This is a genomic window from Martelella sp. FOR1707, assembly GCF_053484265.1.
On record NZ_JBAKFP010000008.1, the window covers coordinates 76,966 to 92,418 of the forward strand.

Annotated in this window: 13 protein-coding genes; 5 read left to right on the top strand and 8 right to left on the bottom strand. The window is 63.2% G+C overall.

Annotated elements, in window-relative coordinates:
• Positions 1–88 precede the first annotated feature (88 nt).
• Together V6765_RS20285 and V6765_RS20290 are read left to right on the top strand one after the other, a co-directional pair.
• On the top strand, positions 89–1,177 hold the full coding sequence (locus V6765_RS20285) for a D-alanyl-D-alanine carboxypeptidase family protein (protein WP_448432161.1): 1,089 nt from the start codon (positions 89–91) through the stop codon (positions 1,175–1,177).
• A gap of 8 nt (positions 1,178–1,185) precedes the next feature.
• Entirely contained in the window at positions 1,186–2,274 is a 1,089-nt protein-coding gene (locus V6765_RS20290) for a CobW family GTP-binding protein (protein ID WP_448432163.1), read from the top strand.
• 23 nt (positions 2,275–2,297) lie between these two features.
• Here the strand turns inward: V6765_RS20290 and V6765_RS20295 are convergent, their stop codons facing one another.
• The 4 genes from V6765_RS20295 to xerD form a co-directional block, all read right to left on the bottom strand.
• Positions 2,298–2,540, bottom strand: a complete 243-nt coding sequence (locus V6765_RS20295) for a sulfurtransferase TusA family protein (protein ID WP_448432165.1) — start codon at positions 2,538–2,540, stop codon at positions 2,298–2,300.
• Entirely contained in the window at positions 2,537–3,742 is a 1,206-nt protein-coding gene (locus V6765_RS20300; RefSeq protein ID WP_448432167.1) for a L,D-transpeptidase family protein, read from the bottom strand. The genes V6765_RS20295 and V6765_RS20300 overlap by 4 nt, the downstream gene beginning before the upstream one ends.
• 142 nt (positions 3,743–3,884) lie before the next feature.
• Positions 3,885–4,838 (bottom strand): acetyl-CoA carboxylase carboxyltransferase subunit alpha, encoded by a 954-nt coding sequence (locus V6765_RS20305; protein ID WP_448432169.1) that lies wholly within the window; start codon positions 4,836–4,838, stop codon positions 3,885–3,887.
• 74 nt (positions 4,839–4,912) lie between these two features.
• Positions 4,913–5,851, bottom strand: a complete 939-nt coding sequence (xerD, locus tag V6765_RS20310; protein ID WP_448432171.1) for a site-specific tyrosine recombinase XerD — start codon at positions 5,849–5,851, stop codon at positions 4,913–4,915.
• 101 nt (positions 5,852–5,952) lie between these two features.
• Between xerD and V6765_RS20315 the strand changes: the two genes are divergently transcribed.
• Genes V6765_RS20315 through V6765_RS20325 form a run of 3 tightly spaced genes read left to right on the top strand, consistent with a single transcriptional unit; the run spans position 5,953 to position 8,982 of the window.
• Positions 5,953–6,546, top strand: a complete 594-nt coding sequence (locus V6765_RS20315; protein ID WP_448432173.1) for a shikimate kinase — start codon at positions 5,953–5,955, stop codon at positions 6,544–6,546.
• Positions 6,539–7,666, top strand: coding sequence for a 3-dehydroquinate synthase (aroB, locus tag V6765_RS20320; protein ID WP_448432175.1), 1,128 nt, complete (start codon positions 6,539–6,541; stop codon positions 7,664–7,666). The genes V6765_RS20315 and aroB overlap by 8 nt, the downstream gene beginning before the upstream one ends.
• On the top strand, positions 7,663–8,982 hold the full coding sequence (locus V6765_RS20325) for an HlyC/CorC family transporter (protein ID WP_448432177.1): 1,320 nt from the start codon (positions 7,663–7,665) through the stop codon (positions 8,980–8,982). Before aroB ends, V6765_RS20325 begins: the two co-directional genes overlap by 4 nt.
• A 376-nt stretch (positions 8,983–9,358) precedes the next feature.
• Here the strand turns inward: V6765_RS20325 and infB are convergent, their stop codons facing one another.
• The 4 genes from infB to rimP form a co-directional block, all read right to left on the bottom strand.
• The gene (gene infB / locus V6765_RS20330) at positions 9,359–12,085 is read right to left on the bottom strand and encodes a translation initiation factor IF-2 (protein ID WP_448432179.1); all 2,727 of its coding nucleotides are present in this window, start codon (positions 12,083–12,085) and stop codon (positions 9,359–9,361) included.
• Between the two features lie 100 nt (positions 12,086–12,185).
• Positions 12,186–12,812 carry an RNA-binding protein gene (locus tag V6765_RS20335; RefSeq protein ID WP_448432182.1) on the bottom strand — a complete coding sequence of 209 codons (627 nt, stop codon included), beginning with the start codon at positions 12,810–12,812 and terminating at the stop codon, positions 12,186–12,188.
• 32 nt (positions 12,813–12,844) lie between these two features.
• The gene (gene nusA / locus V6765_RS20340) at positions 12,845–14,491 is read right to left on the bottom strand and encodes a transcription termination factor NusA (protein WP_448432184.1); all 1,647 of its coding nucleotides are present in this window, start codon (positions 14,489–14,491) and stop codon (positions 12,845–12,847) included.
• Positions 14,492–14,578: 87 nt separating this feature from the next.
• A complete protein-coding gene (rimP, locus tag V6765_RS20345; RefSeq protein ID WP_448432186.1) occupies positions 14,579–15,187 on the bottom strand; it encodes a ribosome maturation factor RimP in 609 nt (202 codons plus the stop codon).
• Positions 15,188–15,453 lie beyond the last annotated feature (266 nt).

Consider the following 15,453-nt stretch of genomic DNA (forward strand, 5'->3'; position numbering starts at 1 on the left):
ATCGATAGCAGCCGACAGGCAAGTAGAGAGAGCTACCGTGTTTCAAATCGCCAGGACGAAATCGACAACCCGGCACATCGGTCGGAGGATGGCCGCCGCTGCGCTGTTCGCCGGAATAATGCTCGCGACGCTGGTCTCCGCTGGCGCGGCGGCGCTCGCTCATCCCTATATCGTGGTCGACGCCAAAACCGGGCGCGTGCTGTTTGCCAATGAGCCGTTCAAGAAATGGTATCCGGCCTCTCTCACCAAGCTGATGACGGCCTATCTCGTGTTCGAGGATATGAAAGCGGGACGGCTCGATCCGCGCGCGGCGATCACCTTTTCCGCCGCCGCGGCCAACGAGCCCGCCTCGAAGATGTACTTCGCCCCCGGCACGCGCGTGACCGTCGACAATGCGCTGAAGATGATGCTGGTCCACTCGGCCAATGATGCCGCCCATGCCGTGGCCGACGCCGCGATCGGCGGCCGCGACGCCTTTATCGCGCGCATGAATGAAAAGGCCAAGCAACTCGGCATGGTCGACACCCATTTCGTCAACGCCAACGGCATGACCTCGATGGCCAACCCGCAGACCGGGCAGTATACCACCGCCCGCGACATGGCGGTGCTGGCGCTCGCGATCGACCGTGATTTTCCGGAATATCACTTCTACTTCACCATCCCCGGCATTGCCGCCGACAGCGGCAAATACCGCAACACCAATCTGCTGGTCGGCAACTTCGACGGCGCCACCGGCATGAAGACCGGCTTCGTCTGCGCCTCGGGATATAATCAGGTCTCCTCGGCCAAGCGCGGCGGCCGCGAGGTGATCGCCGTCGCCTTCGGCGCCAACAGCGTGCCGGCGCGCGCCGACAAGGCCGCGGAACTGCTGCAGGCCGGGCTGACGTCCAATGACCGCTCCGGGCCGGAGCTTTCGACCTATCTGCCGCCGCCCGCCCCGGACCGCCCGGTGGCCGACATCACCAGCGAGGTCTGCAGCGCGCAGGCCGTGCAGGATCGCGGCGATATCCGCGATGAGGATGGCAATTACATCTTCAAATCGCCCTATCTGAAGCCGCTGCCGAAGGAATACGCGACCGTGGACGCCTTCCGCCTGCCCAACGACACCGAAACCGTGGAAAGCGCGCTCGACAATCTCTCCTATGTGCCGCTACCCTATGCCCGGCCCACGCAGTAGAAGCCAGAATGTATCAACCCCAGCATCCCATCCCCGTCTCGATCGTCACCGGCTTTCTCGGCGCGGGCAAATCGACGCTTCTGAACCGCCTGCTCGCTGATCCGGCGCTGGCCGATGCCGCCGTGATCATCAACGAGTTCGGCGAGGTCGGCATCGACCATCTCCTGGTCGAACGCTCCGGCGATTCGGTCATCGAGCTTGCCAATGGATGCCTGTGCTGCACCGTGCGCGGCGAACTGATCGACACGCTCGCCGATCTGCTCGACCGGATGCAGACCGGCAGGATCAAACCGGTCAACCGAGTGATCATCGAGACCACCGGCCTTGCCGATCCGGTTCCCGTGCTGATGGCGATCATGGCCCATCCGGCGATCGCCGCCGCTTTCGCGGTCGACGGCGTTGTGACCCTTGTGGACGCGGTGACCGGGATCGCGACGCTGGAACGCCATGACGAGGCGGCCCGCCAGGTCGCCGTCGCCGATCGCCTCGTCATAACCAAGACCGATCTCGTCTCCGCCGAAATTGCGGCAAGCTTTGCCGAACGGCTCGCCGCCATCAACCCGACCGCCGAAATCGTCGATGGCGCGGCGCCCATGGCCGCCAATCCCGGCCTTCTGGTCGCGGGCCTGTTCGACCTGGCGCGCAAATCGCCGCAAGTCGGCGAATGGTTGCGCGCGGCCGAAACCGGACACGATCACCACCATCACGACGTCAATCGCCATGACGAGCATATCCGCGCCTTCGCGCTTCTCGCAGACGCGCTCCCGTCCCGACAGATCATCGATGCCTTCCAGCATCGCCTTGCCCGCGAACACGGCGATAGCATCCTGCGGATCAAGGGGATTGTGGCGGTTGCCGGCGAGCCCCGTCCGCTCGTGATCCACGGCGTCGGCGCAACGGTCTATCCCTCGCGTTATCTCGCCGGCTGGCCGGAGGACAGCGCGCCGGAAACGCGGATTGTCGTGATTGGCGCGGACCTCAGCGAAAAGGCGGTGCGCGATCTCTTCGCAAGCTTCCTTGACCGGCCGGCTGTCGACCGTCCTGACCGGGCGGCGCTTGAGGAAAACCCGCTTGCGGCCTTCGGCTTCAGGCGCTGATCCTTTCAGCGCATCCGAAGCAATCAGCCCCGCGCGATCACGAAACGATGACCGCTTTCGGTCGCCACACTTTCAATCAGTCGGTGTCCGTCCTGCTGGCAGAGATGCGGGATATCGATCACGGCGAGCGGATCTGTGGTCTCCACCGTCAGCAGGCTTCCGGGCGCAAGCTCGGCCAGACGCTTGCCGGCCTTCAACGCCGGCAGCGGGCATTTCAGCCCCTTCAGATCATAATAGAAGGACTGCGGCACGAAGCCGTCGCTCACCAGAATTTCCAGAAAGGCCTGTCGCCTTTCGTGGGCTGCTCCGGCTCGGCATAGGCCGCCATCGGGCTCGGCTCCGGGATCGGCACCGCAGAGGAAACCGGCACCTCCGGAACATCCGGGATCGCGGCCGTCTGGGTGACGGTATCGATTTCGCCGGGAATATCGGCCGGCGTTTCGAGCGGGCCGTATTTTGAAATCCGGTACTGTTCGACGGTCACGAAGCGGCCGGCTTCCAGCGAGGAACCGGTGGGCTGGTAAAGCGCATCGGTCGGATCCTCGCGCAGATCGGCGACCAGCGCCTTGCGCTCGGCTTCGCTCGGATCGATCCAGACCTTGTCGTCATTCTCGGCAAGCGCCTTGGCGAATTGCTCCTGATAGTCGCTCTGGTTCTTCGCCAGCGCCATCATGTGCTGGGCCGGAATGTTGGACGCCATGACCGGGCAGGCGCGATCGGAGGCAACGTCGCCGCCATTGACCGGGTCCTTGTTGAACACATATTCGCCGCCGCAGACATCGACATCGGGCACCTTGTGGGTCACCTCGAAATAGTCATAGCCTTCCTTCAGCATCTGCCAGAAGGGATAGTTCTCGTTGTAGCGGTGGCGCACCATGTTTTCCGCAGTCATGCGGAACGGGTAGGCCTGCAGCATGATCGCCTGCTGGCCGCCGGAAAAGGCATCACGCGCGAAGGCGAAGATTTCCAGTATCTGCTCGTCGGTCATCGAATAGCAGCCGCGCGAGGAGCAGGCGCCATGGATCATCAGATCGGAGCCGGTGAACTGGTTGGCGCGGTCATAGCGGTTCGGATAGCCGGTATTGATCGCCAGGAAATACTGCGAATAGGGGTTCAGAAGGCCCTTGGAAAGCGGATAGAAGCCCTCGGGCGCCTGCCGGTCGCCTTCCTTCTTCTTCGGGCCGAGCTTGCCGGACCAGGCACAGATCTCGTAGGTCTCGAGTTCGCCATAGGTGCCGTCGCGCTTCTGCTTCCAGATTTCCAGAACGCCCTCTTCCTTGAAAATCCGGATCGTGATCGGCGCGTTCTTGGCCATGTCGCGCTTGCTCATCTTCGCCACCATGGAAGAGGGCAAAGAATAGTTCATCTTCTCCTGCACGGAGGAGAAGTCGGTACTGTCAAAAAAGCTGTTGCAGCCCGTCAGCGCCACAGCGGCGAATATTATCGGGGCCAGTACAGTCAAGCGCATGGATAGAACCTGCCGGATTTTGCCTTCAAACGCAACGGTCGCCCGTCGCGCAACGGCACCATAATGCACAGTCAAACTTCAAGAAAGCGTTAAGTCTTTCTTTCCGCCCCGATAGCGGCAACCCGGCAAGAGCGCGCGGCCCTCAGAGATTGCGGCCGATGGCGAGGAATTTCTGCCGGCGCATATTGCGGATTTCTTCGGCCGACTTGCCTTCGAATTCGTTGAGCCCCTCGGCGATCTGGTCGCCCGAAGCATCGATCACGGTATCGGCGTGGCGATGCGCGCCGCCGACCGGCTCGGGGATAATTTCCTCGACGATGCCGAAACCCTTCAGGTCCTGGGCGGTGATCTTCATGTTGGTGGCCGCTTCCTTGGCGCGGGCGGAATCGCGCCACAGGATCGAGGCAGCACCTTCCGGCGAAATTACCGAATAGATCGCGTGTTCGAGCATATAGACCCGGTTGGCTGCCGCAATCGCGATCGCGCCGCCCGACATGCCCTCGCCGATCACCAGCGTGATCATCGGCACGCCAAGCCTCAGACACATCTGGGTCGAGCGCGCGATCGCCTCGGCCTGTCCGCGCTCTTCCGCGCCGACGCCGGGGTAAGCGCCCTGGGTATCCACGATCGATATCACCGGCAGGTTGAAGCGGTCGGCAAGCTCCATCAGGCGGATCGCCTTGCGATAGCCTTCCGGCCGCGGCATGCCGAAATTGTGCTTCAGACGGCTCTTGGTGTCATGGCCCTTCTCCTCGCCGATCACGGCGACGGGGCGTCCGCGGAACCGGGCAAGGCCAGCCTGGATCGCCGCGTCCTCGCCAAAATTGCGGTCGCCCGCGATCGTGGTGAACTCGGTGAACAGCCGCTTGGCGTAATCAAGAAAGTGCGGGCGCTGGGGGTGGCGGGCAACTTGCGCCTTCTGCCATGGCGAAAGCTTGCCATAGATATCGCTCATCGCCTCGCTGACGCGGGTTTCCAGGCGCGCGATCTCTTCCGACGTGTCGATGCTCTCGCCGTCGTCGGCCAGTTTCTTCAGCTCGATAATCTTGGCCTCCAGGTCGGAGATCGGCCTTTCGAAATCGAGATAGCTGTACATTGTCGCAATTTCCCTGGGTTTTCCGCCGCGCCCGGAACCGCGTTCTCGGACTTCCATTTACAATATTGTGCCGCTTAATCCCGTTTTTTGGCTTCTTTTGCAAGGGGGTGATGCATTTCCACCAGTTCCCGGAGCCTTTCTTCCAGAACATGTGTGTAAATCTGGGTGGTCGAGATATCGGCATGGCCGAGCATTTCCTGCACCGCGCGCAGGTCCGCGCCGTTCTGCAGCAGGTGGCTGGCGAAGGCATGGCGCAGCACATGGGGCGAGATCGCGGTCGCCCTCAGCCCCGCCCGCGCGGCAAGGCCTTTCAGATCGCGCGCGAAGACCTGGCGCGACAGATGCCCGGCAGCCCCCCTTGAGGCGAACAGATAGGGGTTCTCGTCGTCTTCCGCTGCCTTCCGCCGCTCGGCATCGTAGGCGACAAGCGCCTCGAGAGCGCGGCGCGACAGCGGCACGGCGCGCTCCTTGTTGCCCTTGCCGCGCACCGTCAAAAACCGCTCCCTCTTCTTCATCACGTTCGCCGGCAGCGTCACCAGTTCGGAAACCCGCATGCCGCTGGCATAGAGCGTTTCCAGAAGCGCGCTCATGCGCAGCTTCTCAAAATGCTGTGGACCGGGCGCGCTGGCCTCCGCCGCCGCCTGATCCAGCAGCCGATCGACATCGGCGACCGAAAGCGTCTTCGGCAGCGGCCGCGCCTTTTTCGGCGCATCGATGACGCCGGTCGGATCGTCGCCCCTGAGACCTTCGGCATAGAGGAACTGATAGAACTGCTTCAGCGCCGAAAGCCGCCTTGCCTGGGAACTTGCCGCAAAGCCGCGTTTTGCGAGATCCGAGAGATAGGCGGACACATCGCCGGACGCCGCGTCATCGACAGCGACCCCGCGGTCGATCATGAAATCGCGATAGTCGTCGAGATCGCGCTGATAGGCGGCAAGCGTATTGACGGCTGCCCCCCGCTCCGCGCTCAGCATTTCGATGAACGCCTCGATATGGGCGCCGGAAAGATCCACTGCGGTTAACTCCCTGTTGTCCGAAACCGGAATTCGACGCCCCTCGCCTTGACGCCATCACGGCATTTGCCGATACGTGGCAGGACAAGAATGGGCACGCTATGAACGTAAAACAAGATACCGGCGGCGCGGGGCTGCGGCAAAAGGCGATTGCCGGCCTTGCCGGGCGCAATCTGATCCTGGTCGGGCTGATGGGCGCCGGCAAGAGCGCGATCGGCAAGCTCGTCGCCGCGCAGCTCGGCCTGCCCTATATCGATACCGACCACGAAATAGAAGCCGCCGCCCAGATGTCGATCGCCGATATCTTTGCCGCATACGGCGAGCCGGAATTCCGGGCGCTCGAAACGCGGGTGATCGAGCGCGTGCTGGCGGAAGGGCCCGCGATTGTGTCCACCGGCGGCGGCGCATTCATCAATCCGGTGAACCGAGAGCTTATCGCCCGTTCCGGTCTGTCGCTGTGGCTGAAGGCCGACCTCGAGACATTGTGGGACCGGGTCAAGCGCCGCCAGACCCGTCCGCTGCTGAAGACCGAGAACCCGAAGCAGACGCTGAAGGAGCTGATGGACAAGCGCTATCCGGTCTATGGAGAAGCCGATGTCACCATCCACTCCCGCAATGTCCGCAAGGAAGCCGTTATGCGCGATGTGCTGAAGGCGCTCGCCGCCGTTGATGAAGGAAAATATTCCCATGACTGAAAGCGTATCCGACAAGCGGATCGTCCGCGTCGACCTCGCCGACCGCAGCTATGACATCCTCATCGGCCCGGACCTTCTGACAAGCGCCGGCGGCGAGATGCTCGCCCGGCTCGATTGCCGCAAGGTCGCGATCGTCTCCGACGTCAATGTCGCACCGCTCTACCTCGATGCGCTCGTCGAAAGCCTGCAGACCGACGGCATCGAGACCTTCGCGCTGACGCTGGCGGCCGGCGAGAAGACCAAGAGCTTCGACAATCTCACCGCCGTGGTCGATTTCATTCTCGATGCCCGGATCGAACGCGCCGACGCGGTGATCGCGCTCGGCGGCGGGGTGATCGGCGACCTCACAGGCTTTGCGGCAGCGATCGCCCGGCGCGGCGTGCGCTTCATCCAGGTCCCGACCTCGCTGCTCGCCCAGGTCGACAGTTCCGTCGGCGGCAAGACCGGCATCAATTCGCGCCACGGCAAGAACCTGATCGGCGCCTTCCATCAGCCCGATCTGGTGCTCGCCGACACTGCCACGCTCGATACGCTGAGCCCGCGTGAATTTGCCGCAGGCTATGCCGAAGTCGTCAAATACGGGCTGATCGACCAGCCCGATTTCTTCCACTGGCTGGAGAAGCACCGCGAGGCGGTGTTTACCGGCGGCGATGCCCGGATCGAGGCGATCGCGCAAAGCTGCGCGGCCAAGGCCGCCGTCGTTGCCGCCGACGAGCGCGAGAACGGCCGTCGCGCGCTCCTGAACCTCGGCCATACCTTCGGCCATGCGCTGGAAAAGGCGACCGGCTATGACAGCGCCCGGCTGGTGCATGGCGAAGGAGTCGCGATCGGCATGGTGCTGGCGCACGAGTTTTCCGCGCGCATGAACCTCGCAAGCCCCGACGATGCCAAACGCGTGGCCGCCCATCTGAAGGAAGCTGGCCTGCCGACATCGCTCGGCGATATTGACGGAGACCTGCCGCCGCCTGATATAATGCTGGATGCCATCGGCCAGGACAAAAAAGTGAAGGGCGGCAAGCTGACCTTCATTCTCACCCGCGGCATCGGAGAGGCCTTCATCGCAGATGATGTGCCGCCCTCCGAGGTTCTGGCGTTTCTGACGGAAAAACATCCGCAATGACCACAGGCGATATTTCGCAATTCTTCTCCGATTACGGGCTGACCATGGCGGTCATTCTGGCCCTGATCGTCGTTTCGGCCTTCTTCTCGGGCTCGGAAACGGCGCTGACCGCCGTCTCGCGTGCGCGCATGCACACGCTCGAGCAGCAGGGCGACCGCCGCGCCGGCTTCGTCAACGCCATGATCGCGCGGCGCGACCGACTGATCGGCGCGCTTCTGATCGGCAACAACCTCGTCAATATCCTGGCCTCGTCGCTGACGACCACGCTGTTTTTGAGCATTTTCGGCGACAGCGGCGTTGCCTATGCGACGCTGATCATGACGACGCTTCTGGTGATCTTCGCCGAAGTGCTGCCGAAAAGCTGGGCGATCTCGGCCACCGACCGGTTCGCGCTTGTGGTGTCGCCCTTCGTGCGGCTGTTCGTTCTCGTGGTCGGTCCGCTTTCCAGCCTCGTCAACATCGTAGTGCGCGGTATCCTGCGCGTCTTCGGCGTGACGCTGACCAAGGGCACGGAAATGCTGACCGCGCATGAGGAGCTGCGCGGCGCTGTCGACCTGCTCCACCGCGAGGGTTCGGTGATCAAGGCCGACCGCGACCGCCTCGGCGGCGTGCTCGATCTCGGCGAACTCGAAGTCTCCGACGTGATGATCCACCGCACCGCCATGCGCGCGGTCAATGCCGATGACGCGCCTGAACAGGCCGTCCGGACCGTGCTCGAAAGCCCCTATACAAGGCTTCCGGTATGGCGCGGCTCGATCGACAACATCATCGGCGTCATCCATTCGAAGGATCTTTCGCGCGCGCTCGCAGAGCCGCATGCCGCGCCCTCCACGATCGACATCGTCAAGGTCTCGCAAAAGCCGTGGTTCGTGCCGGACAGCACCAATCTGAAGGATCAGCTCAACGCCTTTCTGCGCCGCAAGGTGCATATCGCGGTGGTGGTCGACGAATATGGCGAGGTGCAGGGCATCGTCACGCTGGAGGATATTCTGGAGGAAATCGTGGGCGATATCGCCGACGAGCACGATCTGGAAATCTCCGGCGTCCAGCAGGAGGCCGACGGTTCGATCGTGGTCGACGGCACGGTCCCGATCCGCGACCTCAACCGCGCGCTCGACTGGAACCTGCCCGATGAGGAGGCGACCACGATTGCCGGCCTCGTCATCCACGAAAGCCAGACCATCCCCGAGGAGCGCCAGTCCTTCACCTTCTACGGCAAGCGCTTCATCGTGATGAAACGCGAGAAGAACCGCATCACCAAACTCCGCATCCGCCCCCTCGGCGCCGCAGCCACGGCAACGCCGCCGGCGGAATGACGGGGCCTGCGGAGTGGCTATTCTGCCTGACTGGCTGTGTGGTTGAACCGCATTATCTTTGACCGGTGAACGCCGAATCATGAGGCGTGGCACCCCTGAAGGCCTCCCCGTTCTCAATCTCCCCCCTTGAGGGGGAGATGTCGCGAAAGCGACAGAGAGGGGTATAGAGCACTCGCCACATACTCAGAATTCACGGATAGGGTTCACCCCTCTCTGCCCCTGTCGGGGCATCTCTCCCTCAAGGGGAGAGATTGTGGGCTGCCCTGCTCTTCGCACGACAAACTCCCTCAAAGCGGCAACCGCAAAACGACCATCCTCAACACAAAAAGGCCGGCATCGCTGCCGGCCCTTTCAATTTTCAGTCTGCCCCGAAAAATCAGAGCGTGCGCGTGACGTGCTCGACGCGGAAGGCTTCGATGACGTCGCCGGCGCGGATGTCTTCGTAGTTCTCGAAGGCCATGCCGCATTCCTGGCCGACCGGCACTTCGGAGACTTCGTCCTTGAACCGCTTCAGCGTCTTCAGCTTGCCCTCGTGGATAACCACATTGTCGCGGACGAGGCGTACGCCGGCGCCGCGTTCCATGCGGCCTTCGGTGACGCGGCAACCCGCGACCTTGCCGACCTTCGAAATGTTGAACACTTCGAGGATCTCCGCATTGCCGAGGAAGGTCTCGCGCCGTTCCGGCGACAGAAGACCCGACATCGCCGACTTCACGTCATCCACCAGATCGTAGATGATGTTGTAGTAGCGGATCTCGATGCCTTCCTGCTCGGACACCTTGCGGGCCTGGGCATTGGCGCGGACATTGAAGCCGATGATCGCCGCATTGGAGGCTTCCGCAAGCGAGATATCCGATTCGGTGATGCCGCCGACCGCCGCGTGGACGATCCGGGCGCGCACTTCGTCGGTCCCGAGCTTTTCGAGTGCTGCCGAAATCGCCTCGACCGAGCCCTGCACGTCGCCCTTGATCAGGAGCGGGAACTCCTTGAGGCCGGTATCCTGCAACTGGCTCATCATCTGCTCAAGCGAGCCGCGCGAACCAGACTGGCGGGCCGCCGCCTTGTCGCGGGCGAGCCGCTGGCGGTATTCGGAGACTTCGCGGGCCTTGCCCTCGTTCTCGACAACCGCGAAGCGATCGCCGGCGGCGGGCGTGCCGCTGAGGCCGAGGATCTCGACCGGCATCGACGGTCCGGCTTCCTTGACGTGTTCGCCGCGATCGTTGACGAGCGCGCGCACGCGGCCCCACTGATCGCCGGCAACCACGATCTGGCCGGGCTTCAGCGTGCCCTTCTGCACCAGCACGGTCGCGACCGAACCACGGCCACGGTCGAGCTGGGCCTCGATCACGACGCCCTCGGCGGTGCGATCGGCATTGGCCTTGAGGTCGAGAAGTTCGGCCTGCAGCAGGATGGCTTCCAGCAGCTTGTCGAGGTTCTTGCCGGTCTTGGCGGAGACTTCGACTTCCAGCGTTTCACCGCCCATGGTTTCGACGAACACTTCGTGCTGAAGCAGTTCAGTGCGCACCTTCTGGGCGTCGGCGGCGGGCTTGTCGATCTTGTTGATGGCAACAATGATCGGCACGCCGGCGGCCTTGGCATGATTGATCGATTCGATCGTCTGCGGCATGACGCTGTCGTCCGCCGCCACCACCAGAATGGCAATGTCGGTCACCTCGGCGCCGCGGGCGCGCATCGCCGTAAAGGCGGCGTGGCCGGGCGTGTCGATGAAGGTGATCTTCTGACCGTCCTGCTCGACCTGATAGGCGCCGATATGCTGGGTGATGCCGCCGGCCTCGCCGGAGACCACATTGGCGTGGCGAATGGCATCAAGCAGCGAGGTCTTGCCGTGGTCGACATGGCCCATGATGGTGACGACCGGCGCGCGCGGCTCCAGATCGCCCTCGTCATCCTTGACGTCGAAAATGCCCTCTTCCACGTCCGATTCGGCAACGCGCTTGACGGTGTGGCCGAATTCGGTGGCGATCAGCTCGGCGAGATCGGCATCGATCACGTCGCCGGGCTTCATCATCTGCCCTTCCTTCATCAGGTACTTGATCACATCGACCGAGCGTTCGGACATGCGCTGCGACAGTTCCTGAATGGTGATGGTTTCCGGCAGCACGACCTCGCGCAGAACCTTTTCACGCGGCTCCTGCGAATGGGCGCGACGCATCTTTTCCTGGCGGCGGCGCATAGCCGAAAGCGAACGGCCGCGCTGGCTACCGCCCTCGTCGTCGCCGGTCACCGCAGTCACGGTCAGCTTGCCGCGACGGCGCTCGCCGGTGCCCTTCGGGCGCGATGCGGGCTTCGGCGCGGTATCGGGGCGCAGCGCCTTGCCGCGCGCCGGTCCGCCTTCGCTCTCGCCTTCACGACGGGGCTTGCGGCCGCGGGCGGCGTCATCATCATCTTCGGTCGTGCGCGCGGCAGGGCGCGGACGCTGCGCGGTCCGGCTCGGCTTGGCGTCTTCGCCCGGCGGCAGATCGGGGACAACCGGCGCTTCGGCCTCGGCCGGCGTCTCTTCGACGGCGGGCGCGGGCTCCGCAGCGCGGGCCTTGGCCTCTTCCGCCTCGCGTTTTGCCTTTTCCTCGGCTTCGCGCTTCGCCTTTTCCTCGGCAATGCGAGCCTCTTCGGCTTCGCGCTTGCGGCGTTCGGCGTCCTCGGCCTCGCGCTGCTGCGCCATTACCAGCGCGCGACGGCGGGCATCCATCTCGCCCTGGGAGAGATCGTGCAGCACATTGCCGCGCTGGCGGTTCTGGCCGCCGCGGTCGGCATTACCGCGATCCGGCTGGCCGCCGCGCTGGCGGTTCTGCGCGCCCGGCCGCGAGGGCTGGCCCTTGGGCTGGTGCGTCGGCCGGTCATCATTGCGGCGGGTCTCGCCCTGGCGCGGCTGGGCGCTCTGAGAAGCCGGCGCGCGCGAGGCTGATGCTGAAGTGTCTTCGCCGGGCTTGTGGATCCGGCGTTTGCGTGTTTCCACCACGACCGCCTTGCTGCGACCGCGGCCCATATCCTGGCGCACGGTGCCCTGGCTCACACCCGACGGCTTCAGCTTAAGCGTCTTCTTGCCTTCATTGTCGAGTGTCTTGTCGTCTTTACTGTCCGTCATTCGGTTCCCGTTCCTTGGCGCGGGAACCGCCTCCGATCGGAGACAGTATGCCCGCCCTAAAAATTCATATTCTGGCGTCCGGCCAACTTCCGTGACGTCGTCATGTGTTCGTCATCGCGGCTTTTCCTTCGGTTCCGGCATCTGCGCGGTACCTTTGAAGTATCATTGCGCGCTTCACTACACCCTCACCGGCCTTTCCCGCAAGCACTGCGGCGTGTTTAAACGCATTCTCATGCAAAAGAGGGCCGATTTCCGCCGCATTTAAGGGTCTGAGCGCCGGTACCGGCGCATCCGACTCGCTTAGATGCATGAAGGCCGTGCGGGCCTGATCGAGCTTGCGGACGCCATCGGGGGCGGCATCGGCGGAATGAAACACGGCAATCGCCGCACCGCTTCTGATCGCAAGATCGACCTTGGCGGAGCCCGTCACGAATTCCCCCGCCTTGATCGCCATGTTGATCATACCCGCCAACTGGCGCGCCATCAACATGTCAACCATCGCGCCGAGATCGTCGGCGGCCTGAACCTTCTGTTTCAGCGCCCGGGAAAACAGGCCCTTGGCAACAGCCTTGTCAACGGCCCAGCGTTCCGCGACTACCCAGCAGCCGCGGCCGGGAAGCTCGCGCTTCAGGTCCGGCACGACCTGACCGTCGGGACCGGCGACAAACCGGATGAGCTCATCCGGATCGCCGGCCTTGCGGGTCACGATGCAGGTGCGCTCGCTCATCGCCTCAGCCTCGACCGCTTTGCGGGGCGAGGTCACGACTTCGAGAATACGCCGCTCAGATCGTCATCCGCCGGCTCATCGGCGCCCTCGCCCTCGACTTCCTCTTCTTCCGGAAGGTCGGCGGCAAGGTCTTCCTCGGTGATCCAGCCTGCGGCGAGACGCGCCTGCATGATCATGTTTTCCGCCTCGACGCGCGACAGCGCAAAGGACGACAGCGTGCCGTCGAAACGCTTGGTCTGGCCGTTCTGACGCTCGGTCCAGCCAATCAGGTCGTCGGCGGCGCAGCCTGCGAAGTCTTCCATCGTCTTGATGTCGTCCTCGCCAAGGGCCACCATCATCGCCAGCGTCATACCGTCGATCTGGCGCAGGTCGTCGGAAACGCCGAGTTCGCGGCGCTTCTCGTCGAGTTCTGCCTCGAGCCGTTCAAGATGCTCACGGGCGCGCATCTGGATTTCCTGCGCGGTTTCCTCGTCGAAGCCCTCGATCGAGGAGATTTCGTCGAGATCGACATAGGCGAGCTCCTCGATGGCCGCGAAGCCTTCCGAGGCCAGCACCTGGCCGACCATCTCGTCGACATCGAGCGCATCCATGAACAGCTGCGAACGCTCGTTGAATTCCTTCTGGCGGCGCTCCGATTCCTCGTTCTCCGTCATGATGTCGATGTCCCAGCCGGTAAGCTGCGAGGCGAGACGGACATTCTGGCCGCGACGGCCGATCGCCAGCGAAAGCTGGTCGTCCGGCACCACGACGTCGATGCGCTCGGCATCCTCGTCCAGCACCACCTTGGCGACTTCGGCCGGCTGCAGCGCGTTGACGATGAAGGAGGCCGGGTCTTCCGACCACGGGATGATGTCGATCTTCTCGCCCTGAAGCTCGCCGACAACGGCCTGAACGCGGCTACCGCGCATGCCGACGCAGGCGCCGACCGGATCGATCGACGAATCGGACGAAATCACCGCGATCTTGGCGCGCGAGCCCGGATCGCGGGCGACCGACTTGATGGTGATGATGCCGTCGTAGATTTCCGGCACTTCCATGGCGAACAGCTTGACCATAAACTGCGGATGGGTGCGCGACAGGAAAATCTGCGGACCGCGCTGTTCGCGGCGGACATCGTAGACATAGGCGCGGATGCGGTCGCCATAGCGCGGAACCTCGCGCGGGATCATCTCGTCGCGACGGATAATCGCTTCGCCGCGGCCGAGATCGACAATGACGTTGCCGTATTCGACGCGCTTGACCGTGCCGTTGACGATCTCGCCGATGCGATCCTTGTATTCGTCATACTGGCGGTCGCGCTCGGCCTCGCGCACCTTCTGGACGATGACCTGCTTGGCCGACTGGGCGGCAATGCGGCCGAAATCCATCGGCGGCAGCGGATCGGCGATGAAATCGCCAAGCTTGGCTTCCGGGTTGCGGTCCAGCGCCAGCGCCAGCGGGATCTGGGTGCTGTAATCCTCGGCTTCCTCAACCACTTCGAGCAGGCGCTGCAGGTGAATTTCGCCGGTCTTGGGGTTGATGTCGGCGCGGATATTGGTTTCCGATCCGTAACGCGACTTGGCCGCCTTCTGAATGGCGTCGGCCATGGCGGTCAGAACGATCTCGCGATCGATCGATTTTTCCCGCGCCACCGCGTCGGCGATCTGCAACAGTTCCAGCCGATTCGCACTTACTGCCATGTTCCTGTCTCCATTCTTGTCTGCGAGCCTCAAGGCTTCGCGAAATTGTCGTCACGCCCCGCGCTCAAGGCGACGGTCGGGCGGTGTTCAATTCTCTTCGGTGTCTTGAGCACCATCGTCTTCGTCGTTTTCGTTGGCGGCCTTTTCCTTGGCCAGCTTGTCGGCCCTCAGCGCCTCGCGGATCAACTCGTCCGTCAGGATCAGCTTGGCATCTGAAAGCGCCGAAAACGGGATCGTCACCTCACTCGGCTCGCCATAGGCCACGCCATCGCGCAGCAGGGTGAAGCCTTCATTGTCGGCCTCGACGATGCGGCCGCGAAACCGCTTGCGCTCGCCGATGAGAACCGAGGTCTCGCATTTCAGCAGGTGGCCCTTCCAGCGGTAGAAGTCGGATTTGCGCACCATCGGCCTGTCGATGCCGGGTGAGGAGATCTCGAGATGATAGGCGCGGTCGATCGGATCCTCGACATCGAGCACCGGCGACACAGCCTTGGACACTTCCTCGCAGTCCTCCACCGTCATCGTGCCGTCGAACCGCTCGGCCATGATCTGCAGCGTCAGTCCGTTCTGGCCGGAGAGATTGACCCGCACCAGCTTGAAACCGATATCCTCCAGAACGGGTTCCAGCATGTCGGCGATCCGCTTCTCGACGCCGGTTTCAACGATCAGCCGTTCTTCTCTCGCTTTGTCAGCCATGCTTGTCAGCCATGCTCCTCAAATCTGTCCCATCAGGCTCCCGGCGCCTGGCGGCCGCGCCAAACAAAAAAGAGCGGGTCCGTGCGGCCCCACTCTTCATCTGACGATCAAGAATTTGAGCCCTAGATAATCCCTTGAAGGAAAAATTGCAAGTTTAATAGCGTTGCGGCCATGGAACCGAGCGCGGGGGATATAGGCAACCGCCTGAATTCGGTCCTATACTTGTGGTTCGGGAGAAGCCGGATCGATCCCCGTATCGCATCCGC

Coding starts and splice junctions, on each gene's coding strand:
- V6765_RS20285 (WP_448432161.1), top strand. CDS start 89: ATGGCCGCCGCTGCGCTGTTCGCCGGAATAATGCTCGCGACGCTGGTC.
- V6765_RS20290 (WP_448432163.1), top strand. CDS start 1,186: ATGTATCAACCCCAGCATCCCATCCCCGTCTCGATCGTCACCGGCTTT.
- V6765_RS20300 (WP_448432167.1), bottom strand. CDS start 3,742: ATGCGCTTGACTGTACTGGCCCCGATAATATTCGCCGCTGTGGCGCTG.
- V6765_RS20305 (WP_448432169.1), bottom strand. CDS start 4,838: ATGTACAGCTATCTCGATTTCGAAAGGCCGATCTCCGACCTGGAGGCC.
- V6765_RS20315 (WP_448432173.1), top strand. CDS start 5,953: ATGAACGTAAAACAAGATACCGGCGGCGCGGGGCTGCGGCAAAAGGCG.
- aroB (WP_448432175.1), top strand. CDS start 6,539: ATGACTGAAAGCGTATCCGACAAGCGGATCGTCCGCGTCGACCTCGCC.
- V6765_RS20325 (WP_448432177.1), top strand. CDS start 7,663: ATGACCACAGGCGATATTTCGCAATTCTTCTCCGATTACGGGCTGACC.
- infB (WP_448432179.1), bottom strand. CDS start 12,085: ATGACGGACAGTAAAGACGACAAGACACTCGACAATGAAGGCAAGAAG.
- V6765_RS20335 (WP_448432182.1), bottom strand. CDS start 12,812: ATGAGCGAGCGCACCTGCATCGTGACCCGCAAGGCCGGCGATCCGGAT.
- nusA (WP_448432184.1), bottom strand. CDS start 14,491: ATGGCAGTAAGTGCGAATCGGCTGGAACTGTTGCAGATCGCCGACGCG.
- rimP (WP_448432186.1), bottom strand. CDS start 15,187: ATGGCTGACAAAGCGAGAGAAGAACGGCTGATCGTTGAAACCGGCGTC.